Here is a 23,862-nt window from a genome sequence, read left to right as displayed (position 1 = left end):
TGTTAGAGTTTAAGCGAGAGAAGCAATGGGGTTAAATTTATCGGGGCAGGTAATAGGATAACTTAGAAGGTTTGAATAATCTTTATTTTGATCAGTTAATTATTATTGTTTATTCCTATTTTAATAAAGTGTTTCTTAAATTTGAATATGCTTTTTCACTTTACTAGTTATAAAAGATAAAAAAATAACTTTGAGGTGTTCTTTTGATAAAATTCAATTACTACATAGAAACAGATCGATTAGTTATTAGACCGCTTGAAAGAGAAGATTACACTCCTTGGATTACAGAGTTTGAAAATAGATTTCCTTCACAACACAAATATGATGAAGGTAAGATTGATATGAGTGTTTGTACGAAAGATTGGTTTGGGGATTTAGTCGATAATCATCAAAGAATGGCTTTAGATGATAAAGTGTATGTATTTGGGATATTCCGAAAAGAGGATAATACACATATTGGTTCAATCGATTTTTCGACAATAATGAGGGAGGATTTTCAATGGGCAAGATTTGGTTACAGCATTCATAATCAATTTTGGAGACAAGGATATGCAAAGGAAGCAGTAAAAGCAGCTATTATTCTTGCATTTGAAAAGCTAAATTTTCATCGTATAGAAGCACACATCAATCTGGATAATACCCCTTCTGTAAGATTGGCGGAAAGTGTTGGAATGCAATTTGAATGTATAAGAAAAGGGTTTATTTATGAATTTGACGAATGGACTGACCATCTAATTTACTATATTAATTCAAACAGTACTTTTGGAATTTAGGAAGTCGTGTAAATCCAAAAACAAGAAAACCCACTTATTTGAAGTGGGCTTAATAATTACCGAAATGATCAATTCAAGGGGTTAATCTATTGATGTCTCGCGGGAAAGCACTTGCCTCCCGAACGTTCGTTAATCCAAGGAGTTTTGCTGTTAAACGTTCCAGACCAATAGCAAAACCTCCATGCGGTGGCACTCCATATTTGAATGTGTTTAAATAATTTTGGAAGTTTTCCTCGTTAAGTCCTTGTTCTCTGAATGATGCTACAAGCATTTCATATTCGTGAATTCGTTCGCCACCAGATGTGATTTCAAGACCTTTAAATAAGAGGTCAAAAGATTTAGTTAATCCATTTTTTGCAGGCATTGTATACATTGGTCTATTTTCTTTCGGGTACTCTGTAATAAAGACAAATTCACTCCCCGTCGTTTCTTTTATATAGTTTGCAATCAGTTTTTCTCCTTCAGTATTGAGGTCACCTTCTGGCATTTCTTTTTTATAACGCTTCTTTAAAATTTCTATAGCTTCATATAATGTTAGTTTTGGAATATCAGTTATAGTGGGGACCTCAATTTTCAAAAGCTTTAACTCGTTTTCATTTTTTTCTTTTACTTTTTCAAACATAAATTTTATAACTTCAGTTTCTAGCACCATTAATTCTTCATAATCTTCTATAAAAGCCATTTCAAGATCCAGAGAGATATATTCATTTAAATGTCTTGAAGAGTTGTGCTCTTCCGCACGGAAAACAGGACCCATTTCAAATACACGCTCAAGACCTGAAGCCACCATCATTTGTTTATAAAATTGAGGGGATTGTGCAAGGAATGCTTCTTTCCCAAAATAATTTAATTTAAAAACATTGGCGCCACCCTCCGCACCTTGAGAAACAATTTTGGGTGTAAAAATTCTGATAAAACCCATATTTGTTAAATATTCACGAAATGCCTCTTCAAGAGTTGATTTTATTTTAAAAATTGAAGCTATTTTTTCATGACGGAGTGATAATACCCGATGATTTAAAAGGTTCTCAAGTCCTGTGTTTACTTCTTTTTTATTTACTTCAAAAGGAAGTAAACTATTTTTGTTAATCACTTTTACTGACTTTAGAAGCAGTTCAATGCCAAGTCCTGTTTTATTTGTTGAAACGACTTCTCCGATAGCTTCGATAACACTTTCTGTTTCGATAATGACGCCAGCAAGTTCTCCTTCTAAAACACATTGCAGTTCACCAGTTCGCTCTCTTATCACTAAAAAACTGATATTTCCAAGGTGCCTTACTTTTTTTACCCAGCCTTGGACTTTTACCGTTTCTCCCACTTTTTTCATACACTCGTTGGCAAGTGTACGTTTTAGATTTGTATGCATGATGGTTACCTCCCAAATTTTTAATCCTTTTATTTTTTTATCATCATCGTCATCATCCACGGACACTCACCTCCTTAAAATAAAAAAGCTCCCGCCCCTGACATTTGTCAGGGACGAGAGCCTATCTCGCGGTACCACCCTAATTGCTGCATATGTAGCCAACTCATTGCTTTTTAACGGTTGCAAACCGTCTATCCTTACTTATTTCAGGATAACACTCACAGATGTCTTTCAATCATTGTTTAACACAATCTTTTCAGCTACCGATTGCTCTCTTTCGTTAAAGGGAATGACATACTTATTCTGTTCTTCGTTTTTTAAATATTTGAAATTTATTATAGTCATACTTTTTTGTATTTTCAATAAAATTATTGGATTTTGCTAATAAATTTTTTAATGTGACCCCCAAATAGGGACCTTATTGTAGAAAAGTCCCTATAGTTCAAGTGGATTTTTTCACAAACTAGTCACCTTAGTTTCACACTATAATACCTCATTGCTTTAGGAATTCCCTTAATTTCAAAAACTCCTTTATAGATTAGGCTTCTCACTCTATATTCTATAAAAACATCGCCTAATTGATTGTGCTGTCCATAAACTTCCCCGATTAACCTTGCAGATTTCATAAAGTCTTTTTCACTTTGCTTAGCATGCAAATGTTGGGCCGTATTGACAATAAAATCATCTAAGTAATCTTCATTAACCGTGTTAATTTTGTTATTTTCCCAAATCCTCACCAAACCTTTTGATTCTGCTAATGCGATCCATTCTTTTTCAAATCGTGTTCTATCCTCATCAGTTATTGGTGCTGATAATTTTTCATGATAGATTTTGTTTAAGTGTTCACCGTTTACTTCGCCCGTATGGATATCTAAACACCCAAATTCAGGTGTGTTAAATAATTCCTGAAAAGCAAATGTAGTATTGATCACGAAAATCTTATTCTTTTTTTCTTTGAGCAAGTATAAAAGATAGCGTAAGCCAGTTTGCTCATTTGCATTTTCAGCAGTCCATATAACAATAGGGGTCTCATTGCTTAAACCATCTATTTCTACAAGTGTTTTTGAAAATCTATTTTCGTACTCTTCCTCAAGATAGTCATCGGAATAATTAAGATGGTCCTTCAACCATTCATGTCTGTACTTACGACCAACCTCTTGATGAAGTGCCCAAATAGGACCAACAGAAAAGAAATCGGGAAATCCGATTACTTTATTCTCACGCCCTAATCCTACTCGTAAAGAACCAGCAGGAGATTCGCCAAACACAATATGGACTGTTGAATAATCTCGCTCAACATGATTGCTATTTTGTACAACTTCAAAAAATAGATGGTATAAAGAATTTAATTGTTCTAACATTTCCTCTGGTGAATTCTTTGATTCCTGCATCACTTTTATTCGCAACATCATGCTTAATAAAAGGTTCTTTGCTTCGCTACCGCTTAAATCTTTTATTGATTTATGTATCTCTTCTAACACTAAAATTCACCTCGTTATTTATTGTTTCTTTGCGACCTACAAGATGCTCAACAGGCGGAGCAATAGGCACCGCTTCAACTAAAATATTAGCAATATTTTTAGCACCAGCTTTTGAAATAGTAAAGCATAGTTCATCTTCTTCTATCCACGGGTTTAAGTGCTATCCTTCGCTTTCAGGGTTCTATCCATCGCTTTGAGCATTTTATCCACCACTTTTTGATGGTTATCCCTCAATTCAGGGTTTCTATCCACTGGTTTAAGTGCTATCCTTCACTTTCAGGGTTCTATCCCTCGCTTTGAGCATTTTATCCACCACTTTTTGATGGTTATCCTTCAATTCAGGGTTTCTATCCACTGGTTTAAGGGCTATCCTTCACTTTCAGGGTTCTATCCATCGCTTTGAGCATTTTATCCACCACTTTTTGATGGTTATCCCTCAATTCAGGGTTTCTATCCACTGGTTTAAGGACTATCCTTCACTTTCAGGGTTCTATCCATCGCTTTGAGCATTTTATCCACCACTTTTTGATGGTTATCCTTCAATTCCAAGGTTCTATCCGCCAATAATAAGGTAGGGTACAATTGAACCCATTTCGCAACAGAGTGAGAACATAACTTTTTAAATGCACTTTTATATTTTACATGATTCTGGAATAAAAAAACAATTTTCCTAAACATGAGGCAGAGTTTCTCACCTTGAAAGCCTACGTTTAAGTCAAAAGTACATTAATTATAATTTATCTTAATTAAACGCCGCATTTCTTAGAAAGGATTTGTCCTTTTTTAGTTTTTTTTCAGAATTACATAATGAAATAATGGGATCTATTCCAGAACAAACGAATCTTAATAGCGAGTCAATAGGTGCAATAATGGTCGATGGTAATTTTAAAGATTTGACTGTATCCGTAAGTTTTCCGAAGGATGTAAAAGTTGCTGATACGTTAATTCAACAAATTGTGGAGGATTCTATAAAGAAAGTTTCGGAAAAAGAAAAGGTCACAATAAGCAAAGAACATATAACAATAAAAATTGAGAAATACTAACGGAGAATTTCTTAAATTAATCAAAATACTATTTTACATATCATGGTAAAGTGATATACTTGAATTAACTTTTATGAATGGAGGCTTCCGAATGATTGATATCCTATCTTTGAATCGTTAATTTTATACGTTCAAAGGCTCTGCTTATGCTCAGAGATAATAGGATAGATCTGTCTTTTTACGGAAACCCTTCATGATACGGTTATATACCAGGGGACATTGTCTCTGCTTTTTCTATTTTTTTTTAGAAAAAGTGTCATAAAGATGGATCCAATTGAATCATTCTATATGTTTGGAGCATGGGCAGATTGCCTATGCTTTTTATTTTTTCGATTTTGTTTTCTTATAATAATTGGAATTAATTGCTGCCTAACAAAATAGGATGAAGCGGAGGAGATTCTTAATGACAGGAAATCATATTAAAACGGCACGAGTTTGGTTTATTACCGGTGCTAGTAGTGGATTGGGATATGAATTTACGAAAAGAGCTTTAGAGTTAGGGGATAAGGTAGTTGGAGTTGCTCGAAATATTGAAAAACTGAAGGAGTTACAAAGCCAATTTGAAGGAAGGTTGTTGCCCTTAAGACTTGATGTTACGAATAGAAGCGATGTTTTTGCTACAGTAAAAGAAGCTATTAAACATTTTGGACAAATTGATATTGTCATAAACAATGCAGGTAATATGACTTTAGGAATGATTGAAGAATTTAAGGAAGAAGAAGTAAGAAGTCAAATGGAAACGAACTTTTTTGGAGCAGTTTGGGTTTGCCAAGCAGTCATGCCTTACTTAAGGGGGCAAGGTTCAGGTCATATTATTCAAATATCTAGTATCGGTGGACTCATTACGGGCCCTATGTCGGGAGTTTACAGTGCTAGTAAATTTGCTTTAGAGGGATTGAGCGAGGCTTTAGCACAGGAAGCTGCTCATTTTGGAATAAAAGTAACGATAGTAGAACCTGGGGGATACTGGACGAATCTTTATTTAAAAATGGGCTTCACTACACAGAAACTAGAATATGATTCATTACGTGAGAAATTGGCTAAACAAAATGCAATAGAATCCGTTGATAGTGCTCCTAAGTTGGCGGCCGAAGCTATTGTGAAACTAGTTAATTGTGAAAATCCGCCTCTTCGATTAATTCTAGGAAGCGTTGTCTACGATTTAGCTATTGAAAATGCGGAAAAACGGATTGCCATATGGCAGGGTTGGGAATCAGTCAGTCGATCTGCGGAACATGCTATACCTGCACCAGATGGCTATGGAATGATCCAATAGAAAATAACGATGGATGGGCGTAATTCTACAATAAGAATTACGTCTATTTTATATAAAAAGTGACAATAAATTGGATTGTTATATAAAATAGATAGTGATTATTGGTTAAAGGGGATACGCACTCATGAAAAATATTTTTAATTCTATACATTCAGTAGAAGTATTAAAGCGTATTGATCAATTAACTCCAAATGCGCAACCACAATGGGGAAAAATGAATGTTGCACAAATGCTAGCGCATTGTTCGGCTTTTCAAGATATTGCCATGGGAAATTCCTTTCCACCAAGGGGGTGGCTAGGAATAATAGTAGGAAGGTTTGCGAAGCCAATTTTGTACAATGACAAGACACTACCTCGTAATATGTCTACTATTCCAACGATTTTGATTGCAGATGTTAGAGATTTTGAACGAGAAAAAGAACAGCTTAAACAAAAAATAATCCTATTCCAAAATAACGGACCAGAGAAATGCACTACGCATCCTCATCCTTTTTTCGGTAAACTCACTTCTGAGCAATGGGGGATAGGAGTGTACAAGCACCTTGACCATCATCTTACACAGTTTGGGGTTTAAATAGGGGACAAATGGGCGAATGTTAATTCAAAAGTAGCCAAAAGAATAAATTCTAAATAGCTACTTCGAATGTCGTACTATGAATCCTTTTTAATTTTTTAATACTAAGTTATTCGGAGTTGTTTTAATAAACTTCGTGAATATAAAACGTACAAGTGGGCCCATAACGATAAGTTGCAATGGGTATGCTACAATGAAATTTTTACCAAACACTGAGAGGTAATCCTTGATTATCGAGTTGGAGGAAAAACCATTGTGAACATAACTTATGACTAAGCCGTATATGGACATGAAAAAGGCCATTCCAATAACCATACATGTGGAGATGGTTAAAACCTTAAAAAGCATATTATTCGTATTAGCTGTGAATCGAAAAGCTATTTTTTGTGCTACAGGTCCAACAAGGTACAAGTCAAGAATGATGGCAACCATAAACCCTAAAATAAAGTCAGTAATTCCTCCAAAGAAAGAAATTTGTCCAAATGTATCATTAAGGTAAAAATTATAAAGTGTCATAACAAGTACCATTCCAAAACACATTATTAAACCAAAATAGAGACTTTCTTTTCTAGTAGTGGGCATCTATTAACACTCCTTTCTGTTACTTAAGTTAGTATATAGATTTGAAAAATGCCTCGTAAGTGACATTTTTGTGACAGTTGAAAGGATGAATTAATTTTCTGCACCACTATACCTGCAATAATCTAGCACTGTAAAAAGGTTAAACTAGTATTTCACCTTCAATCCTAGTAATGAAGCAAAGCCTATCGCTTGTTCGGAAGAGACTTCACACCCGTTTAAACTTTCGGGCGTTACTTGCAGTCTTTTAAATGTACATGTACTTATGTCGATCCCTTTTAATGAAGTTTGAGAGAAATCGGCATCATTTAAATCACTTTCATGAAAGGCCACTTTATTGAGTAAACAATCATAAAAATTGGCACCTTGTAGCTTGGTGTTATCGAATAGTACTTGTTTGAAACGTACTTCAGGGAAATTGCATAAGTTGGCAATACAATGTTCAAAAGATACATTGCCGAGGTTAGCTTCAGTAAAATTCAACCCCAATAGTTTACAGTTTTTAAAAGCCACTCGATGGATGATACCTTCACTTAAGTTTGAGTTCGATAAATCACAGTTCTCAAAAATGACATCCGTTAAATCAATTTTTTTAAAGGTACAATTAATAAATGTGACATTTTTAAAGATAACTTTAGAGACGATTAATCGTTCAACATCTTCATGCTCAATGACAGTATCAGCGATCATGCAATTTGTTAAATAAGGTTCTTCCTCATAAAAAATATCCTGAAAATTTGCCTTTTCAAGATTTGTCGGTATTGTAGGTGATGTAATTTTGAAATTGTATGCCATATCAGCCCATCCTTTACATGAGATCTTAAACATTAGTATAAGGGCAAAGCGACAATAAAGACACCGTCTATATAACGGTGTCCTTATCGTACATTATTAAACTAGTTCATTAGAAACTCTGTTTTTCATTACAATCTTACTAAAAACAGAAGCTAGTACTTGTTGGAATAGCATGCCAAAAACGACAGGCATGGCTACTTTACCTGGAAAATATGTTGTGGCAACAATAACGCCAACAGCAATATTTCTCATCCCTCCCGTATAGACAAAGGTAGCCATTTGTGAATAGTCTTTTAACAGATAGCGACCAATGAGAAAGGCGAAGACATAGCCTGATACAGCAAGCATCAACACTAAAAGTATAACGAAAAATAGATGCACATTAATATCCTTTAAGTAGGGAGAAATGGCACTACTATTTATTAAAATGACTGCGAATAAACATAGCTTTGAAAAAGGAGCAAGCTTCTTGCCATATTTTTTAGGAATGTCTCCTTTTGAAAGTTCATTCACCACGATTCCTAAAATGGTAGGTAATACAATCATCCATAGTAAATTGAAGATCAGCGAGACTACATCCAATTCAATTTTTTCACCTGAAACGATATAGAGAATGAATGGCAGGATGAAAGGTGAAAGCAGCGTATCAATTAAAATAATAGACAAGCCTAATGGCATATTACCTTTGCAAATTGTAATCCAAATAACACTTGTGACGCCAGTTGGAAGGGCGACCGCTAAAACAAAGCCAACAGTCAGTAAATGGTCATCGAATAGAGTGGTGGATAAGAAATAAGCCCATAATGGCATGATTAGGTGAAGAAAAAGAATTGAAAGTAAAATGAGTACGGGATGCTTCATGAAAATTTTGACATCTTTGAATTTCATATTTAAGCTGCCAGAGAATGTCATGAACGCAAATAGCCAGGATACGAGGAATAATAATTGATGTCCAATGCTTTCTAGGAATACATCTAAAACTAAACTTAACGGTGTCAGGATTGCAATGTATTTTTGGAGAAATACATTTAGTTTTTCTAACATACAAAGACCTTCTTTTTTTATCTGATTTTATCACATTATTATAATATGAATCAGGACATAGTAGGAGTATTTACCGCAAAAAAGCAGAAGGTTTACTCCTACTTGTTGAAGGTCTAGATAAGACTCGCTAAGTATTTACATGTTTTTTATCCATTTCTTTAGTAAATGGAATCCATACAATGCCTACAATAAATAAAATATTACCTGTCCACCTTATCCATAAATAATAAGGATGGTCTTTTAACAAGTACAACGAGGTTAGGATAATAACCAACCCAATACCAATGAGCAATTTTAAAAAAATCGGAATTTTTGTCATTCTACTTCCTCCTTCCTTACTTTTCACGATAAAAATGTGTTTAGATAACTCTTTTTCCTAACCTATGAGCAGTAAAGACAATGGGGAAAAATAATAGGCCAAAAGGAAGGCTTATTAAAATTATATGCCACGTAATGATTCCGCTATTAAACAAAGATTTAAATAAAATAATACTATAGGGAATAATAATGATGGCTGATGTTATAGCTCCTGGGGTGATAGAGCGAAAGAATATCGATTGTCCAATATGGGTAAAAGCATGGATAAAGAAAACAAGTGTGACGGATGTGAAAAAATAGAAAGTAAGAGCTACCCCGTTTATGAAATATTGGTTAGCTAGAATGGTAGAGAGACTCACAAATAAAAAGATAAATAATACAGCAACAGCAAATTGAGCAGTGGTCATTGAAAATTGTTTTACCACTTTATCTGCTATTTTAGGGGGTAATCTTTCATACAGCTTATGACGATTATGATGTAACCATTTTTCTATCATAATAATTTCTTCAAAGTCATGGATAATAAATATAATAGGAAACAACCAAATAAGTGTTTGGACATTCAACCAATCCATATGAATACTCTCTCCTTATCTCTATGCTGGAAGCGACACTGAAAATACCATTTATATGTAATATGGGTTAATAATAACATACTGAAAACTGGAAAGTATAAAATATAAAATAGAGAGGTTGTTTGAATCTCAGAAATAAGGAATCGCAGGATGAAAATATGAGTGAAACAAACGAATAAACTAAACGAGGAACCCTTTACTTAGCAACTAGCAAAGAAGGGACGGTCGTTAATGATGTTCAAAGTACGCATGTTAAAATCGTGAAGAAGAAAGAGATAAAACGTCTAGTCACCAGGTGGAGGGGCAGATAGTCTTTGATAGCTAAGTTTACGGGTACATTAGGTAATAAGAAATGGGGTAAACAGACAAACAAGGATGAAGGTAAAATGATTTTTCGGTATAATAATTATACATATCGAGTAGAAATAGGTTGGGCTCGTTTTTCCTTTTTAAGGTAGAGGCTATGGGAATTATTTCGGAAATTTATTGAATTGTTTGCTTTAATAAAAATACAAACACTTGCTATGTCCAATAAGAAGAGTAAGTAAATTAACGAACAACTTTCAAATTTGAATTTTTTGTTAATGATTAGCTCATTTTACCATTTTCCCGTTCATTCGTGATATTCTATATTAGAATAATAAATCAGGAGGCGGTAATATGTATTATAGCAATGGTAACTATGAAGCTTTCGCACGACCTAAAAAACCTGAAGGGGTAGATGAAAAATCTGCGTATCTTATTGGTTCAGGACTAGCCTCCCTTTCAGCGGCATGCTTTTTAATTCGTGATGGCCAAATGAAAGGGGAAAATATTCATATTCTAGAGGAATTGGATATTTCGGGAGGTAGTCTTGATGGTACTCTTAATCCGACAAGAGGATTTATTATTCGCGGTGGTCGAGAAATGGAGGATCATTTTGAATGCTTGTGGGATTTATTCCGTTCCATTCCGTCCTTAGAAGTAGAAAATGCTTCGGTTTTAGATGAATTTTATTGGTTAAATAAAGAAGATCCTAATTATTCGAAATGTCGATTAATAAAGGATAGAGGGCAAAGACTGCAAGATGATGGGAAGTTCACCTTATCGGATCAATCATCTGAAGAAATGATTAAATTATTCTTTACCCCTGAGGAAAAATTAGAGGATAAAAAAATCACTGACGTTTTTTCAGAGGATTTTTTTGAATCGAATTTTTGGCTTTATTGGTCCACGATGTTTGCGTTTGAAAAATGGCATTCTGCTATGGAAATGCGTCGTTATATTATGCGTTTCATCCATCATATTGGGGGATTACCAGATTTATCAGCATTGAAATTTACAAAGTTTAATCAGTATGAATCTTTAGTACTGCCAATGATTAAATACTTAGAAAGCCATGATGTTGATTTCCAATATAATACGGTTGTCGAAAATGTCTTGGTTGATAAAGTGGGAGACAAAAAAGTAGCTCATACGCTCGTTTTAAGAAAAGATGGCGTGAAAAAGAATATTGAGCTGACAGAAAATGAATTAGTGTTTGTGACAAACGGTAGTATTACCGAGAGTACAACTTACGGTGATAATAATACACCAGCACCTAAAAGCACTGATTTAGGTGGCAGCTGGTCACTTTGGAAAAACATCGCTGCACAAGATAGTGAGTTTGGTCGTCCAGAAAAATTCTGCGACAATCTTCCAGAAGAAAGTTGGTTTGTGTCAGCAACACTTACGACATTGGATGATCGCGTAGCTCCATATATTGAAAAGATTAGTAAAAGAGATCCCTATGCTGGTAAGGTCGTAACAGGGGGTATTGTCACAGCGACAGATTCTAATTGGATGCTAAGCTATACATTGAACCGACAACCTCATTTTAAAAATCAACCAAAAGACCAATTAGTTGTTTGGATCTATGGTTTACTATCAAATAAGCCAGGTAATTTTATTAAAAAAAGCATTACGGAATGTACGGGAATAGAAATCGCACAAGAATGGCTTTACCATATGGGCGTACCGGTTGATGAAATTCCGGACCTAGCACAAAATTCTTGTAATACTATTCCATGTTATATGCCATATATCACCTCTTACTTTATGCCAAGAGCAATGGGAGATCGTCCGTTCGTTGTGCCGAAAGGATCTGCTAACTTAGCCTTTATTGGTAACTTTAGTGAAACAGCAAGAGACACCGTCTTTACAACGGAATATTCAGTAAGAACAGCGATGGAAGCGGTCTATCAATTATTAAATATTGACCGAGGCGTGCCAGAGGTATTTGCATCTGCTTTTGATATTCGTACCTTATTAGCTTCTACAGCTCGTTTGCTGGATGGTAAAAAATTAACGGATATTGATGCCCCATTCATTTTAAAACAAATTGGTAAATTGGGTATTCATAAAACAAAAGATACGATTATTTATGATCTACTGAAAGAAAGTAAATTAATCTAGTGATTTTGCAGAAAAATAGACAAAGCAGTTAATAAGGCTTTGTCTATTTTTTAATTTGCTTATAGCCAATCTTTGACATAGGCGAGCAATCCAATAAAGGCTCCTAATCCCATGCCAATAAAGACAGGGACTATGAGGTTTGCTTTCTTTTGTACTTTTTTCGTTTCTACCATGGATATCCCTTCTTTCTCATCGTATAACTAACATTCTAAGCGCATCGTATGGTTCATATCCTTGAACCCATGTTTTTCATATAAGGCTTTAGCACCTTTATTTTCAGTCAATACATTTAACTCCAAATAATCCAAGTGACGATAGGCTGCCCATTTTTTCGCTTCTTCTAATAAAGCAGATCCAATTCCTTGATTTTTGTATGATTTGCCAACTATCACATCAACAATAAAGGCATATTTGTGTTCAACCAAACAAGAATAGGGTGGGGTCGTTGTTTCTTTAATTAGCAAGAAGCCAACAACTTCCTTCTCTACTGTTGCGATTAATATATCAGAATCATCTTCAATGATCGTATATCTGATAAAGTTGGCATCCTGTTTTGCAGGTCTGATATATTTAGGTTGAAGAATAGACATTTCTAAAAAAAGCTCTTGGTATAAACGTTCAATTTGTGGAATTTCATCGAGAGTTGCCGTTTTTATTTCCATACTATCCCTCCGTCAGTTTTACTATCATAGTAAGTAATATTTTACATTAATGGTTGAATAATAGAAAGGGGAAGGCATATGAGATTATGGCATGTAGATTTACTAGCGTATTTACCTAAAGGCCAACTACTTTCGCAGTGGAGAGAACTTAATAGTATCTTTGCTAAAGAGGATCGGCATATTCTCATTAATTATATTTATGACTATCCGAAAGCTGACTTGTATTTGTATACAACAAAAGTGTTGGAGGAAATGAATAAACGTGGTTTTCAAATTAGAACCTATGAAAAAATGAATAACTACTTTGATGGATTAGGACCAGTAAAAGACAGGAAGCCTTTTTTGCATCATCATAATCAGGAATATCTAGAAATTTGTTTCTATAATTTAAAGGAGAAATTTATTCGTGGGCAGAAGGATTATGAAGAGGCATTGTATGAGCAATTATCTACGTATATTAAGGACGTGCTATAAATAGGAGGGGTATAGATGGTAAAAGCGATTATTTTTGATGTAGACGGGACGATTTTAGATACTGAGCAGGCGATTTTACAATCATTGCAAAGAACCTTACTGGAAGAGACAGATCAACAGTATTCGTTGGAGGATTTACGCTTTGCATTGGGGATACCTGGGAAGGATACGTTGATGAGGCTCAACATTGATAACATAGATGAAGTTCATCGGAAGTGGTCTGCAGCTGTTCTAGATTTTTCACATGAAGTGACTGTTTTCGAAAATCTAGAGGAAGTTATTCAACAATTAGCAGCAAAATCGCCTCTATTGGGCATCGTGACCTCTAAAACAGCTCAGGAGGTAACCGATGAATTTGATCCGTTTGGCTTAAGTCATTATTTCAAACACATTGTTAGTGCCAGTGATACGGAGAAGCATAAACCTCACCCTGAGCCTCTATTAAAATGTTTGGACGCATTACAGGTAGCTCCAGAGGATGCCATCTATATTGGTGATTCTATCTATGATTTCCAATGTGCAAAGCAGGCAGGAGCTAAATTCGCCCTTGCCCTCTGGGGTGCCAAAACGACAAATGGATTTGAAGAGGCTGATTACGTATTGTATGAAGCTCAGGATATTTTGAGCTTATAATAAGGGAGGAAGAAAGAATAAAAGATGGTGTCCATTGAAAGCACACCATCTTTCATGATTGTGTCATTACATTGTAGGTGGTATGTAGATATTTAAGAATGTTAATACAGTCAAATTCCCTATATCGACGATACAGTGGGATAAGATAATAGAACGTAAACTTTTTGTCTTTAAATACGTAATGGCCCACACGATACCTGTTACTGATAGATAGATATACAAATGATAGGATTGACTAGCATAAGAAAAGACTCCCCACATCAATGGATGACTTATGACAAAAAGGATAGTTGTATATAAAATAGCGAACCATGCTGGAAATTTTGTTAATAAACTATCAAATAAAACGCCTCGCCAGTAGTATTCTTCAAGCCAAGGGTTGATGATGGCGAATAAAAGCCAAGAGAGTATTAACCAAACAGAGTGAAACAGATGGTAGTTCATAATTAAGATTGTTAATGGAAAAAGGCCAATCAGCGTTGTGAAGGTTATCCAAAAAGGAGCCTTTTTTGACTTTTGAAACCAATCTCCTAGTTTTCTGTTACCTTTAAAATAGTAAATGCAAAATCCTAACAAGCTCCAATAAACAAGCGCTAGTGGAATCCAAGCCCAGCCCTCAATAATTTGATAAAAAAATGTAGCAGTCAAGAACCCTAGTATTATAATGAAAAATGGTTATATGAATAATAACCAAAATTTCGTATCTTGACTAAATTGTTTCATACAAAACCTCTCTTCCAAAAGATTATTTAAAAATTTTCATAATTATTTCAGCTTCTGGAACTGGACATTGTGTCCATTGTAGTTTATTAATCGCAAAACCTTGAATAAATGAATAGTAGCTAATTGCCAATTTAAGTGGATCTTCTTGAACAATTTCATTGCATTGTTGCCCCTCAGAAATTAAAGGGATGAGACCGTGAACAGGGGACTTGAATTCCTCCGAGGATAAAAATCTTTTTACTTCTTCGGGTACAGCATCAGACGTACTTGCTTGAATCATTATTAAGAATAATAAAATTTGTTGTCCCTCTGATAAACTATATAAAATCTGCTCCGTCATCCATTTCAGTTTTTCGAGTGCAGTTCCTTCTTGTAAATGCGCTTTTTCAATAATTTGCCCAGAGCTTTCAGCAGCTCTTTTAACTAAAAGTGTAAAGATTTCTTCTTTTGATTGAAAATAATGGTACACTAGTCCATGACTTAAATTCGCCTCTTTAGCTATATCACTAATCTTAGTTGCGACCATTCCTCTTCTTGAAAAGACGTTTAATGCAGCCTGTAGTATTTCTTCCCGTCTCAGCTCCCGTAATTCTATATTTTGAGCTTCAGTTCTTGGCATTATGACTGCTCCTTTTGATTGATTAACCAGTCAATATAAAAATAAAATGGAACTATTGTCAAATGTACTGTTTGTTGGAAATGTTCTGGTGGGGGAAATATAACTAGGGCAATGATCATCCAGGTTTTTAAGAGTTTGAACAAATGAAGATAAGAAAAAAGGTGTGTCACCTAAGTGCAACACCTTAAAATGTTAATCCCAAATCGTTGTTATAGGAACTTTTGCAGTACGTAAATAATCTAGTAATTGCCCAGTATGGACTGACTCATGATAGGCAATTCTAAGCAACATATCACCCAAATCTCTTATGTATCCAACGTCTGAGCGATCAATTTGTATGTTTGATAAATCTTCATTCGAAAAAGCTTGAACCGTGTTAATAAATTCATTTCTAAAAGGCTCTGCAAATAATAATTCTGCTTCTACAGTAGTGTAGGGCTGTTTTTCAAAGGGTGAATCAAATTCGCCTATACTGCCTTTATTAAGGATTGCTAGGTGGTAATAATGTTCACTTTCTAGAACATGTCTAACCATCTCGATGCACGACATGGCTTCATCATCTGGCCTCCAATGTAATTTTTCTTGGGGGATAGACCTCCAAAGCTTTATACTACGTCTTCGTACTTCATTGAAATTTAATATGATCAGATCTATGGCGTTCATCATTCATCAACCTCCATTCGCTAGTAGTAATTAAAGTATATAAGAATTTATGTTCGATTGGAAGTTTTCTCTAATTACTGCGGAAACGTTTATCCAAATGTTTATTTAAAAAAAGGATAAACCTTTCTTGAGCCTGCTTTTTCTTCAGCATTCTATTCACACGAACATTGCTTTGAAGGTAGTTTCTCACATGATAATTCGCAAAAAATAAGCTGCGATACTGATCTTGATGGTATATATTGTGAAACCATTCATACTGTTGCAGCCTTTCTATATTTCGATCGATTTTTCTTGTATGTAAAGCGGACTGACCACTAAAGGCACCTGATAAAAAATCAAATAAATTTTCTAGCATAGATTTACTCCTGTAATTTCGAATACAACCTATAGTAATAGCTAGGGATGACATATTCAATAGGGGCACTCGCAAAAGTGCCCCTTAGTAACAAATCGGGAGGTATCATGTTAAACGTATTTCGCTTAACACTACTATTTATATGATAAGATTACTCGGTTTTGTAGACCATCGTCTTTAAAAAGCTAAAATTCCTCCTTGTTTCGAAAAATTTCTAGAAATGAAAAGGACATGTTTTGTTGAAGAATGATCAAAACATGCCCTTACATGTGAAATGGTAAGGCTATATAATATTAATTTACTTTTTAATAAACTTTGCTTTGGAACCCTTCCATAATGCGTTCCAGTGGTACCCACCCAATGAACTTTGGTTTATCCCAACCTGGTGCGGTCGATAACTTTTCTACTTCAAGGAAATGATCAATCCTTACCTTATCCCAAGCATGAATGATCTCGCCATTGCCAACAGATAATCCTACATGACCCCAATTTTTTCGCTCATCTTTAATTACACCAAAGCAATCGTAAAAAACAAAGGTTCCTTTCGGAGGTATTCCTGTTTGCATACTTGCTTCATATAAAACTGCAGATTCTTTTGCCGTATCTCCACCGAAAATTTCAATGTTATTACTTCTTTCTAAAGCATCCTCTACAAAAGCTAAACAAATGAAACAATATTCTTCAGAGTTCAAATGACTTTTAGCCCAATCAATTGCATTATTAATATACTCTTCATAATTTTTCTCCATTTAATTACTCCTTTAACATGTCGTTAAGGTACTATATTCAACAAAAATGGCTTTAAAACCTTCCAAATATTACAAAATATTTTGTGGTATACCTAGAAAGGGCAATGACGAATAAATAAATTACAGGAATATTACCAAAAATGAAACTCCTGGATTTTTATCCTCGTATATACTAAAAATACTTTTTCTGGAGGTACATATGTTTAAATTAAGAGGCTCCTTCCTGCTAAGTCTATTGTTATTAACCGCTTGTACAGAGGAAACGATTTCTAAGGAACCAATTCAAGAAGAGAAAGATGATAATATTGTAGTGACAAACGATGGAAAAATAACCTTTGAGATTAAGAATAAGGTTGGTGTTCCACAGGAAAAAGTAGAGGCTATAAAGGATGAAATTGTGACGGCATATGACCATATAAAGGATTCCATTCATACTTCCTACACGCCATCCGAGCACATAAGCGTATGGCTTAAGGAAGACGGTCAATCATGGGGTTTAGCATCGAAAATCGAATTAGCTGGTGTGAAAGAAGATCTATACCCACTTGTCCATGAAATGACCCATTCTTTACTTGGCTATGGCAACAATTTTGACACAGATAACGGCTATTTTACGCAAGAGGGTTTTGCAAGTTATATGGAGTATCAATATGGAAAAAATAAATTATATTTTGATAAATACATGAAGCAATATATGGAGTCAGATAAGTTAATACCCATTAGTAGGTTAATTGATCCAAATCAAGATGATGTTTATTTTCGCCCTAAACTTTCAAATGTAAAAGAGAATCAAGTCCTTATGGAGGTGAGCTATACGCATGCGGCTTCATTTGTTATCTATTTAATTGATACATACGGACTCGAAAAGTATGAACAGATCTACGACAAGAAAGAACTAGCAAAAAAATTAGAGGAAGTTTACGGAAAGAATAGTAGTGAGCTAGAAAAGGACTGGTTAGCATTTATTCAAAATCAACAAGGATTCACTTATGAGGAAAAATTAAAGTGGGGATTTTATGATATGAATACAATTCTTCTTCAAATAGATCCAACATATTTTGCGAAGGACTAATATTGTTCTATAGCATTCAAGTAAACCCAAGTGCTCTTTATTTTGAGGACCTGGGTTTACTCTTGTATGAATTCGGATGAAATTGTTATGTACGAAATGAACGCCAAACACGGCTAATCCTCCATTCAATTATCGCATGCATGTTTGAATAGGAAAAGGGTCACTAGGCTGGTAAAGTGACCCTTATGAATTGGCTAGCATAACCTAACACGACTATTGATCGTGTAAAAGGGGATTTTAGGTGCTATTAGGGATGAATTAATACATGAAAGAAGCGCCGACAATAATTAAAAGAATGAATAATACTACGATTAAAACGAATGTTGAGCCGTAATATCCGCCGCCAGAGTCGCCGCCATAATAGCAGCTGTTGTTATTGTAGTTACCTACATTTCCACCGTATCCCATTGAAAATCCCTCCTTTCTACAACCTATCATATGTAAGGTTGCTGAAAGGAGAAATGTTATTAGACCCGATGCTTATTAAAAAAATTTAGTGATGAAGCAATTTTAGAAATAAATTGATGTGATTTATTTTACTTAATTTTTTATTTTTTACCTAATTAGAGTAGTGTGTCGTTAAAGAATGAAAAAGAAAGCGGGAGGAAAATGCTGCGTGACAAGCTAAAACAAAGAATAAGTAATGAACCAACAGAATGTATTTCTTATTTAAAAGAATTGGTGAAGTCAAACCGAGTTTATGATGGGGAAGCATTGGAAATCTTCATATACGTTATTAAAAATGGGCCAGAACAATTAACAAACATCCAATGGGATATTCTTTTAGATAAGGGCTTACTACCTGATTTTTATGTAGAATGCGATCGCTGTGAAGACACGATCCAGTGGTCAGATATGTATCAGGCGATTTTTATTAAGAAAGATCACTGTTGTCCTTTTTGCAGTTATTTAGTCCATAAAAAGGATGTGAGGTTATTAGACTAAGAGGGGAGATCCACTAATGAAAGGATTATTGGCAATAGGTGAAGGAATATTCTTTTTTTATGTGCTGATTTGTCTATTAGTGTTAAACATGATCCATTTTGGCAATATTTTATTTGTCGATATGCCATACGAAGAACCAATGACTGTAACTTCATCTTCACCTACAGCTTTCCTGTTCTTGTTTGGACTAGGTGGTGTTTGTTTCTTGTACATAAGGTATTTCTTGGGACGAAGCGGATATAGACGATTGAAGATTGTCTTGTGGGGGTCACTATTCGCTTTTAATACTTTTGGAAGTGGCTTTAGCCTCTTAATGAGCTATGGATTAATGCTCAATCACCGTGAAGCGATCTACCTCATATTGGCAACAGTAATGAGTTTGGTGCTCACTATACAGGCTATTATGAAATATTATGAATGGAAGTAAAAGAACAATTATAGGTTTAAGGAGCCTTACGAAGCAAAAAGCAATTTTTTATTTAATATGCCTAAGTCCTTCTACAATCCAATAGGAGAAATATGTTAAAATAAACAAAACACAAGTTTGGAGGGATGAGGTTGGTAGAAAAAAAGCGAAGGGTTTGTGAAAAGGGACATACGTTTTTTAAAAGCACGGATTGTCCAAGCTGCCCTACCTGTGATAAAGAAAATAAACCAAGTAGCGGCTTCCTTTCAAAACTTAGTTCACCTGCAAGAAATGCTTTAGTTCACGAAGGCATTGACACGTTACAAAAATTATCGCTCTATACAGAAAAAGAAATACTAAACATCCATGGTATTGGACCAGCCTCATTACCGATATTAAGATCTTCATTAGAGGAAGAAGGACTATCATTTAAATAAGTTAGGGGAGACAACGATGACCAATAAGGAATTGACACATGAACAACAAGAGGAACTCATCAAAACATTAAAAGCTCGTTTTGAGAAAAATATTGAACGCCATGAAGGCATTGATTGGGCAAGTGTACAAGCTAAACTTGACGCAAATCCAGAAAAATTGTGGTCACTTCATGAAATGGAAGCGACTGGTGGTGAACCAGATGTTGTTAGCTATGATGCAAAGACAGACGAATATATTTTCTATGATTGTTCAGCAGAAAGTCCTAAAGGTCGAAGAAGTGTATGCTACGACAGAGAAGCATGGGAAGCGAGAAAAAATCACAAACCAGAAAATACTGCAATGGACATGGCGAAGGACATGGGCATTGAACTGTTAACGGAAGAGCAATATCGCGAGTTACAACAGCTTGGGAAATTCGATTTGAAAACATCAAGCTGGGTACAAACACCAGAAAACATCAGAAAACTCGGTGGTGCCATTTTCTGTGACCGCCGCTATGACACGATTTTCATGTATCATAATGGAGCAGAATCCTACTATGCCGCAAGAGGTTTCCGTGGCTCCTTAAGAGTTTGACGTTCATAGTAAGGTAGGGAAACCTAATTTGTGAGGGTTTCCCTTTTGTTATTAAGTAACAAATTCTATAATTGAACCCTATTATTTTTAGATTGGATGATATAGTTGTTATTTGATTCACACTTGTAGTGTCCTATATAAAATTCGTTCAAGTTTAGTAAATCCTCGAAGTCTTTTGGAATAAGACAGTTCCAGTTTATATTGGGTATTTTCAGTGGAAAATTATCCTCATTAGGATTAGGCGTATGAATATAAATTGAATCCAAGCCAGCATCTTCATCAACTAACTCAATCCATGATTGATATGGTTTCTCAAGTGTTCCGAGCTTATCTAACAAACTTTGATATAAGGCAATTTGTGCTTTAATATGTTCTCTTCGAACCTTCACACTTTGATTCCCAAGCCCAAATAAATCAAGATGGATGTGCCACAAATCAAACCATCCTTCTTTGCCAAAGTCTATATCATATTGCTCTGCTGATGTTTCTCGCCATAAGTGACGGAAATAACGCTTTTTCCCTCGAAACTTTTTCAATATCATTTGCCTCCATCTTTAAAAGTTCTTTACGAATGCCCTGTGCTTACTTTTTAAAAAAGCTGATCTCCAAATTGAAAATCGGCATTTTCTAACAGTTCACCACTTCCTAATATCAACTATTCGGAATTTTCTCTTTATACTTTAAAGACAGAAGGTGTAGAGAATAGTTTGCAATTACTTCGGTATTAATTAACTCATTCAAGATGGTTTCAATTGCATGAATATGTTCATTAATAAGATTGATTTCTTTTATATACGTTGAATCAATCGCTACTTCTTTTAACGTCTTGAACACCACTTTTTGCTCATCAAATACATAAACCAATTCGAATTTGGAGTTGACTATTAAGGTGGTTATTTCAGGGAAAATGACTCGATCTTTTAAAATAGTAATAATACACTCTACTGATTTAACTCCTTCAATTAGTTGTAATGCTGAAAAAATCTCACATAATTGCTCTTCAAAATCGATGTTCATCAAAATCCCCCATTAATCAAAAATCCTTTTGATAATATCATTTTTTCAGAAAAATTTTAATCGTTAATATTTTCCTTTAACTATTGTGGGAGTAGGAGTAGAATAACGTTTTGAGAATCGTTCTTAATTATTTAAATAAAATAAAACCTGTCAGAAAATATAGTAACAAATAAAGGTAATTTAAATCATTTCCGTTCATGTTTGGTGTAAGATTAAGAAAAGAGGGGGTGGAAAGTTATGCTAAAAATATTACAAATTGTTTTTTCCATCATCGGCATTTCTCTCGCAGCTTACGGACTCATCGCACGAGATTTCCAGCTGAATTTTCTAATGTTCTTTTTCCTAGGCTTATACATGTTAACTTCAGGTATACAAGAATTCCAGAGAGGGAAAAAGGTTTATGGATGCTTCCTCACCGGGGTGTTTTTATTTTCAATGTATGCGTCTATTCAAAGCTTTTTATGGATGTAGTTACTATTTGAGTCCGATGGAAAGGGGCAGGTTGAGTGATTGAAATAATTTATGATTTAAGTGTACTTGAAGGTTCGTGTTATATAGAGATTTTACCTGATATATACAAAGGCGAATGCTGGAATAGTTCTTCTATTTTCTTTACCGAAGACAACTTTGGCTACATATTGCCTGCTATTGAGAAGTGCTACAAGAAGTTTGATTACTTTGCTTTCAATGAAATAGAGATTGAGATTTGGGGCCAGATTAATAAGGAACTAGAAAAAATGAAACAGGTCCTACAAAGTAATCCCAACCCTCAATCATTAAAAGATACAATCGGCTTTCTATATGACTATTCTGAGAAAGAGTTTAGAGAAAACTATGATATCAATATCAAACAACTTATTTCGATGATGACAGAATTTCAAATGTGGATTGAGCAAAAAAGTTCAACAACGAAGTTCATTTCTGTATTAGGGATATGATAGATTTCAAGTGCTTTTTAGCCAAAAAGCATGTTTTTGTACATTCACACAAAACCTTGCTATAATAAGCTTTGCGAATACATAGGAAAGAGGGTAAAAGCATGAATGCTTATGATGAATATATGAAGCAGGTAGTAAAGCCGATGCGTGAGGAGCTTGTGGAGGCTGGATTTACGGAGCTAACGACTGCTGATGCGGTGAATGAATTTATGGCAGAGACGAAGGGGACTTCGTTAGTGGTGATTAACTCAGTATGCGGTTGTGCAGCAGGACTTGCTCGTCCGGCAGCGCGTGAGGCTATTGCAGCGGTGAAGCCAGACAATTTAGTGACGGTGTTTGCAGGACAAGACCCAGAAGCAACTGCGGCAATGCGTGCTTATTTTGAAGATGTGCCACCAAGCTCACCTTCTATGGCGATTTTAAAGGATGGGCAATTGGCTTACTTTATTCCACGTGAACAAATTGAAGGCTTCCCTGTGGAGCAAATTGTTTCTCATTTAACTGGCGTGTTAGAGCAAACATGCGAGAACTAAAAACGATAGTGACGACAGCGGGCAGACCAGACGAGGTATCGATGGCGCTCGCTGCTTTTGCATGTCAAGAATTAGGCGCTACATTTGAGCCAAGAAAAAAGCGATCTATTCACAAGATGTCACAGGCATTGCAGGCCCATGTGATGGTGGCGGGGAAAAATCGTTATGACTATTATGCCTATGGGGCACAGGAGCCATTTTTCTTTCATCCCAATTCTGCGGCGTTTCGTTTAAAGCGCGTTGCACGTGGTGAGACAGAGCCTTTTTTGGAAGCGGCACAGCTCCAACAGGGTGATTCGGTGTTGGATTGTACGCTAGGGCTAGCGGCGGATGCCATGCTAGCAGCTTATACAGTGGGGGAAGCAGGTCGTGTAGTGGGACTAGAGGCGAATCCAAATGTAGCGTTTATTGTTAGACAAGGGATGCAAGCCTATGATACGGCTGAGTTACCATTAACTGCCTGCATGCGACAAATTGAGGTCATTCAGTCAGAGGCTATTCATTATTTAAAAACCTTACCAGACAATGCGTTTGACGTAGTCTATATGGACCCGATGTTTGAAGAGATTATTGAAGAGGCTAATAATTTCCAAGCACTACGGCAAGCAGGAGAACATGTCACATTAACAGATGAATGGGTCCATGAAGCCAAGCGTGTGGCGAAAAAGCGTGTCGTGTTAAAGGCGCATTTTCGTTCGGAATGGTTTGCGATCTATGGTTTTCAGCAATATGAACGGATCACCGCTAAATTTCATTATGGTGTTTTAAACGTATAGAGGCTTGTTCTTGAGACAGGCCTCTA

At 35.3% G+C, this 23,862-nt stretch carries 32 protein-coding genes and 1 other annotated feature; of the genes, 16 read left to right on the top strand and 16 right to left on the bottom strand.

What is annotated here, in order from left to right:
- Positions 1-203 precede the first annotated feature (203 nt).
- The gene (locus SJW71_RS13680) at positions 204-773 is read left to right on the top strand and encodes a GNAT family N-acetyltransferase (protein WP_431811027.1); all 570 of its coding nucleotides are present in this window, start codon (positions 204-206) and stop codon (positions 771-773) included.
- Between the two features lie 73 nt (positions 774-846).
- On the opposite strand, the gene aspS is transcribed toward SJW71_RS13680, so the two are convergent.
- On the bottom strand, positions 847-2,139 hold the full coding sequence (gene aspS / locus SJW71_RS13675) for an aspartate--tRNA(Asn) ligase (protein WP_431812209.1): 1,293 nt from the start codon (positions 2,137-2,139) through the stop codon (positions 847-849).
- A 106-nt stretch (positions 2,140-2,245) separates the two neighbouring features.
- Positions 2,246-2,459, bottom strand: a binding site (T-box leader).
- A gap of 147 nt (positions 2,460-2,606) precedes the next feature.
- Positions 2,607-3,620, bottom strand: a complete 1,014-nt coding sequence (locus tag SJW71_RS13670) for a DUF1835 domain-containing protein (protein ID WP_312506091.1) — start codon at positions 3,618-3,620, stop codon at positions 2,607-2,609.
- 869 nt (positions 3,621-4,489) lie between these two features.
- Between SJW71_RS13670 and SJW71_RS13665 the strand changes: the two genes are divergently transcribed.
- From SJW71_RS13665 to SJW71_RS13655, 3 genes are all read left to right on the top strand, one after another.
- On the top strand, positions 4,490-4,663 hold the full coding sequence (locus tag SJW71_RS13665; protein ID WP_322610970.1) for a hypothetical protein: 174 nt from the start codon (positions 4,490-4,492) through the stop codon (positions 4,661-4,663).
- Between the two features lie 403 nt (positions 4,664-5,066).
- Positions 5,067-5,939 (top strand): SDR family oxidoreductase, encoded by an 873-nt coding sequence (locus SJW71_RS13660; RefSeq protein WP_431811026.1) that lies wholly within the window; start codon positions 5,067-5,069, stop codon positions 5,937-5,939.
- A gap of 124 nt (positions 5,940-6,063) precedes the next feature.
- A complete protein-coding gene (locus tag SJW71_RS13655; protein ID WP_431811025.1) occupies positions 6,064-6,513 on the top strand; it encodes a DUF1569 domain-containing protein in 450 nt (149 codons plus the stop codon).
- Positions 6,514-6,603: 90 nt separating this feature from the next.
- On the opposite strand, the gene SJW71_RS13650 is transcribed toward SJW71_RS13655, so the two are convergent.
- The 5 genes from SJW71_RS13650 to SJW71_RS13630 all read right to left on the bottom strand — a co-directional run bounded on the left by SJW71_RS13650 (position 6,604) and on the right by SJW71_RS13630 (position 9,824).
- Complete coding sequence (locus SJW71_RS13650; protein WP_274796947.1) at positions 6,604-7,095, bottom strand: DUF2798 domain-containing protein; 492 nt, start codon at positions 7,093-7,095, stop codon at positions 6,604-6,606.
- Positions 7,096-7,239: 144 nt separating this feature from the next.
- Positions 7,240-7,887 (bottom strand): pentapeptide repeat-containing protein, encoded by a 648-nt coding sequence (locus SJW71_RS13645; protein WP_274796948.1) that lies wholly within the window; start codon positions 7,885-7,887, stop codon positions 7,240-7,242.
- 96 nt (positions 7,888-7,983) lie between these two features.
- Complete coding sequence (locus tag SJW71_RS13640; RefSeq protein ID WP_431811024.1) at positions 7,984-8,931, bottom strand: bile acid:sodium symporter family protein; 948 nt, start codon at positions 8,929-8,931, stop codon at positions 7,984-7,986.
- Between the two features lie 127 nt (positions 8,932-9,058).
- A complete protein-coding gene (locus tag SJW71_RS13635; protein WP_274796950.1) occupies positions 9,059-9,250 on the bottom strand; it encodes a hypothetical protein in 192 nt (63 codons plus the stop codon).
- A 40-nt stretch (positions 9,251-9,290) separates the two neighbouring features.
- Positions 9,291-9,824: an HXXEE domain-containing protein gene (locus SJW71_RS13630; protein WP_341386111.1), complete on the bottom strand. Its 534-nt coding sequence runs from the start codon at positions 9,822-9,824 to the stop codon at positions 9,291-9,293.
- A gap of 660 nt (positions 9,825-10,484) precedes the next feature.
- On the opposite strand from SJW71_RS13630, the gene SJW71_RS13625 reads away from it, so the two are divergent.
- Positions 10,485-12,257, top strand: coding sequence for an oleate hydratase (locus SJW71_RS13625; protein WP_341386112.1), 1,773 nt, complete (start codon positions 10,485-10,487; stop codon positions 12,255-12,257).
- Positions 12,258-12,457: 200 nt separating this feature from the next.
- Here SJW71_RS13625 and SJW71_RS13620 read toward each other — a convergent pair whose 3' ends face one another.
- Positions 12,458-12,919 (bottom strand): GNAT family N-acetyltransferase, encoded by a 462-nt coding sequence (locus tag SJW71_RS13620; protein WP_274796954.1) that lies wholly within the window; start codon positions 12,917-12,919, stop codon positions 12,458-12,460.
- Between the two features lie 78 nt (positions 12,920-12,997).
- On the opposite strand from SJW71_RS13620, the gene SJW71_RS13615 reads away from it, so the two are divergent.
- Together SJW71_RS13615 and SJW71_RS13610 are read left to right on the top strand one after the other, a co-directional pair.
- Positions 12,998-13,393, top strand: coding sequence for a pyrimidine dimer DNA glycosylase/endonuclease V (locus SJW71_RS13615; protein WP_431811023.1), 396 nt, complete (start codon positions 12,998-13,000; stop codon positions 13,391-13,393).
- 15 nt (positions 13,394-13,408) lie between these two features.
- Positions 13,409-14,026, top strand: a complete 618-nt coding sequence (locus SJW71_RS13610) for an HAD family hydrolase (protein ID WP_274796956.1) — start codon at positions 13,409-13,411, stop codon at positions 14,024-14,026.
- Between the two features lie 66 nt (positions 14,027-14,092).
- Here the strand turns inward: SJW71_RS13610 and SJW71_RS13605 are convergent, their stop codons facing one another.
- The 5 genes from SJW71_RS13605 to SJW71_RS13585 form a co-directional block, all read right to left on the bottom strand.
- The gene (locus SJW71_RS13605; protein WP_431811022.1) at positions 14,093-14,674 is read right to left on the bottom strand and encodes a CPBP family intramembrane glutamic endopeptidase; all 582 of its coding nucleotides are present in this window, start codon (positions 14,672-14,674) and stop codon (positions 14,093-14,095) included.
- Between the two features lie 97 nt (positions 14,675-14,771).
- Positions 14,772-15,368, bottom strand: coding sequence for a TetR/AcrR family transcriptional regulator (locus tag SJW71_RS13600; protein ID WP_274796958.1), 597 nt, complete (start codon positions 15,366-15,368; stop codon positions 14,772-14,774).
- 192 nt (positions 15,369-15,560) lie between these two features.
- Entirely contained in the window at positions 15,561-16,031 is a 471-nt protein-coding gene (locus tag SJW71_RS13595) for a DinB family protein (RefSeq protein ID WP_274797312.1), read from the bottom strand.
- 70 nt (positions 16,032-16,101) lie between these two features.
- A complete protein-coding gene (locus tag SJW71_RS13590; RefSeq protein ID WP_313469572.1) occupies positions 16,102-16,386 on the bottom strand; it encodes a hypothetical protein in 285 nt (94 codons plus the stop codon).
- A gap of 305 nt (positions 16,387-16,691) precedes the next feature.
- A complete protein-coding gene (locus tag SJW71_RS13585; RefSeq protein ID WP_431811021.1) occupies positions 16,692-17,135 on the bottom strand; it encodes an NlpC/P60 family protein in 444 nt (147 codons plus the stop codon).
- Between the two features lie 199 nt (positions 17,136-17,334).
- Here SJW71_RS13585 and SJW71_RS13580 point away from each other — a divergent pair, with 199 nt between their 5' ends.
- Positions 17,335-18,207 carry a hypothetical protein gene (locus SJW71_RS13580; protein WP_431811020.1) on the top strand — a complete coding sequence of 291 codons (873 nt, stop codon included), beginning with the start codon at positions 17,335-17,337 and terminating at the stop codon, positions 18,205-18,207.
- Positions 18,208-18,465: 258 nt separating this feature from the next.
- Here the strand turns inward: SJW71_RS13580 and SJW71_RS13575 are convergent, their stop codons facing one another.
- Complete coding sequence (locus SJW71_RS13575; RefSeq protein ID WP_274796962.1) at positions 18,466-18,615, bottom strand: YjcZ family sporulation protein; 150 nt, start codon at positions 18,613-18,615, stop codon at positions 18,466-18,468.
- Between the two features lie 201 nt (positions 18,616-18,816).
- On the opposite strand from SJW71_RS13575, the gene SJW71_RS13570 reads away from it, so the two are divergent.
- The 4 genes from SJW71_RS13570 to SJW71_RS13555 all read left to right on the top strand — a co-directional run bounded on the left by SJW71_RS13570 (position 18,817) and on the right by SJW71_RS13555 (position 20,572).
- Positions 18,817-19,152: a hypothetical protein gene (locus tag SJW71_RS13570; RefSeq protein WP_274796963.1), complete on the top strand. Its 336-nt coding sequence runs from the start codon at positions 18,817-18,819 to the stop codon at positions 19,150-19,152.
- A 16-nt stretch (positions 19,153-19,168) separates the two neighbouring features.
- Positions 19,169-19,579, top strand: coding sequence for a hypothetical protein (locus SJW71_RS13565; RefSeq protein ID WP_431811019.1), 411 nt, complete (start codon positions 19,169-19,171; stop codon positions 19,577-19,579).
- Positions 19,580-19,704: 125 nt separating this feature from the next.
- Complete coding sequence (locus tag SJW71_RS13560) at positions 19,705-19,995, top strand: RNA polymerase alpha subunit C-terminal domain-containing protein (RefSeq protein WP_274796965.1); 291 nt, start codon at positions 19,705-19,707, stop codon at positions 19,993-19,995.
- A gap of 16 nt (positions 19,996-20,011) precedes the next feature.
- Complete coding sequence (locus SJW71_RS13555; protein ID WP_313469577.1) at positions 20,012-20,572, top strand: DUF4256 domain-containing protein; 561 nt, start codon at positions 20,012-20,014, stop codon at positions 20,570-20,572.
- A 65-nt stretch (positions 20,573-20,637) separates the two neighbouring features.
- Here the strand turns inward: SJW71_RS13555 and SJW71_RS13550 are convergent, their stop codons facing one another.
- Both SJW71_RS13550 and SJW71_RS13545 read right to left on the bottom strand, forming a co-directional pair.
- Positions 20,638-21,114, bottom strand: coding sequence for a hypothetical protein (locus SJW71_RS13550; protein WP_431811018.1), 477 nt, complete (start codon positions 21,112-21,114; stop codon positions 20,638-20,640).
- A 109-nt stretch (positions 21,115-21,223) separates the two neighbouring features.
- A complete protein-coding gene (locus SJW71_RS13545) occupies positions 21,224-21,589 on the bottom strand; it encodes a hypothetical protein (protein ID WP_274796968.1) in 366 nt (121 codons plus the stop codon).
- A gap of 237 nt (positions 21,590-21,826) precedes the next feature.
- On the opposite strand from SJW71_RS13545, the gene SJW71_RS13540 reads away from it, so the two are divergent.
- The 4 genes from SJW71_RS13540 to SJW71_RS13525 all read left to right on the top strand — a co-directional run bounded on the left by SJW71_RS13540 (position 21,827) and on the right by SJW71_RS13525 (position 23,836).
- Positions 21,827-22,060, top strand: coding sequence for a DUF3953 domain-containing protein (locus SJW71_RS13540; RefSeq protein WP_313469580.1), 234 nt, complete (start codon positions 21,827-21,829; stop codon positions 22,058-22,060).
- 35 nt (positions 22,061-22,095) lie between these two features.
- Positions 22,096-22,527 carry a hypothetical protein gene (locus SJW71_RS13535; RefSeq protein ID WP_407135960.1) on the top strand — a complete coding sequence of 144 codons (432 nt, stop codon included), beginning with the start codon at positions 22,096-22,098 and terminating at the stop codon, positions 22,525-22,527.
- Positions 22,528-22,628: 101 nt separating this feature from the next.
- Positions 22,629-23,060, top strand: coding sequence for a BrxA/BrxB family bacilliredoxin (locus SJW71_RS13530; RefSeq protein WP_312506059.1), 432 nt, complete (start codon positions 22,629-22,631; stop codon positions 23,058-23,060).
- On the top strand, positions 23,048-23,836 hold the full coding sequence (locus tag SJW71_RS13525) for a class I SAM-dependent methyltransferase (RefSeq protein ID WP_431811017.1): 789 nt from the start codon (positions 23,048-23,050) through the stop codon (positions 23,834-23,836). Before SJW71_RS13530 ends, SJW71_RS13525 begins: the two co-directional genes overlap by 13 nt.
- Positions 23,837-23,862 lie beyond the last annotated feature (26 nt).

Source organism: Lysinibacillus sp. FW12 (assembly GCF_050817245.1).
Taxonomy (GTDB): domain Bacteria; phylum Bacillota; class Bacilli; order Bacillales_A; family Planococcaceae; genus Lysinibacillus; species Lysinibacillus irui.
This window is presented reverse-complemented; position numbering and strand designations above follow the sequence as displayed.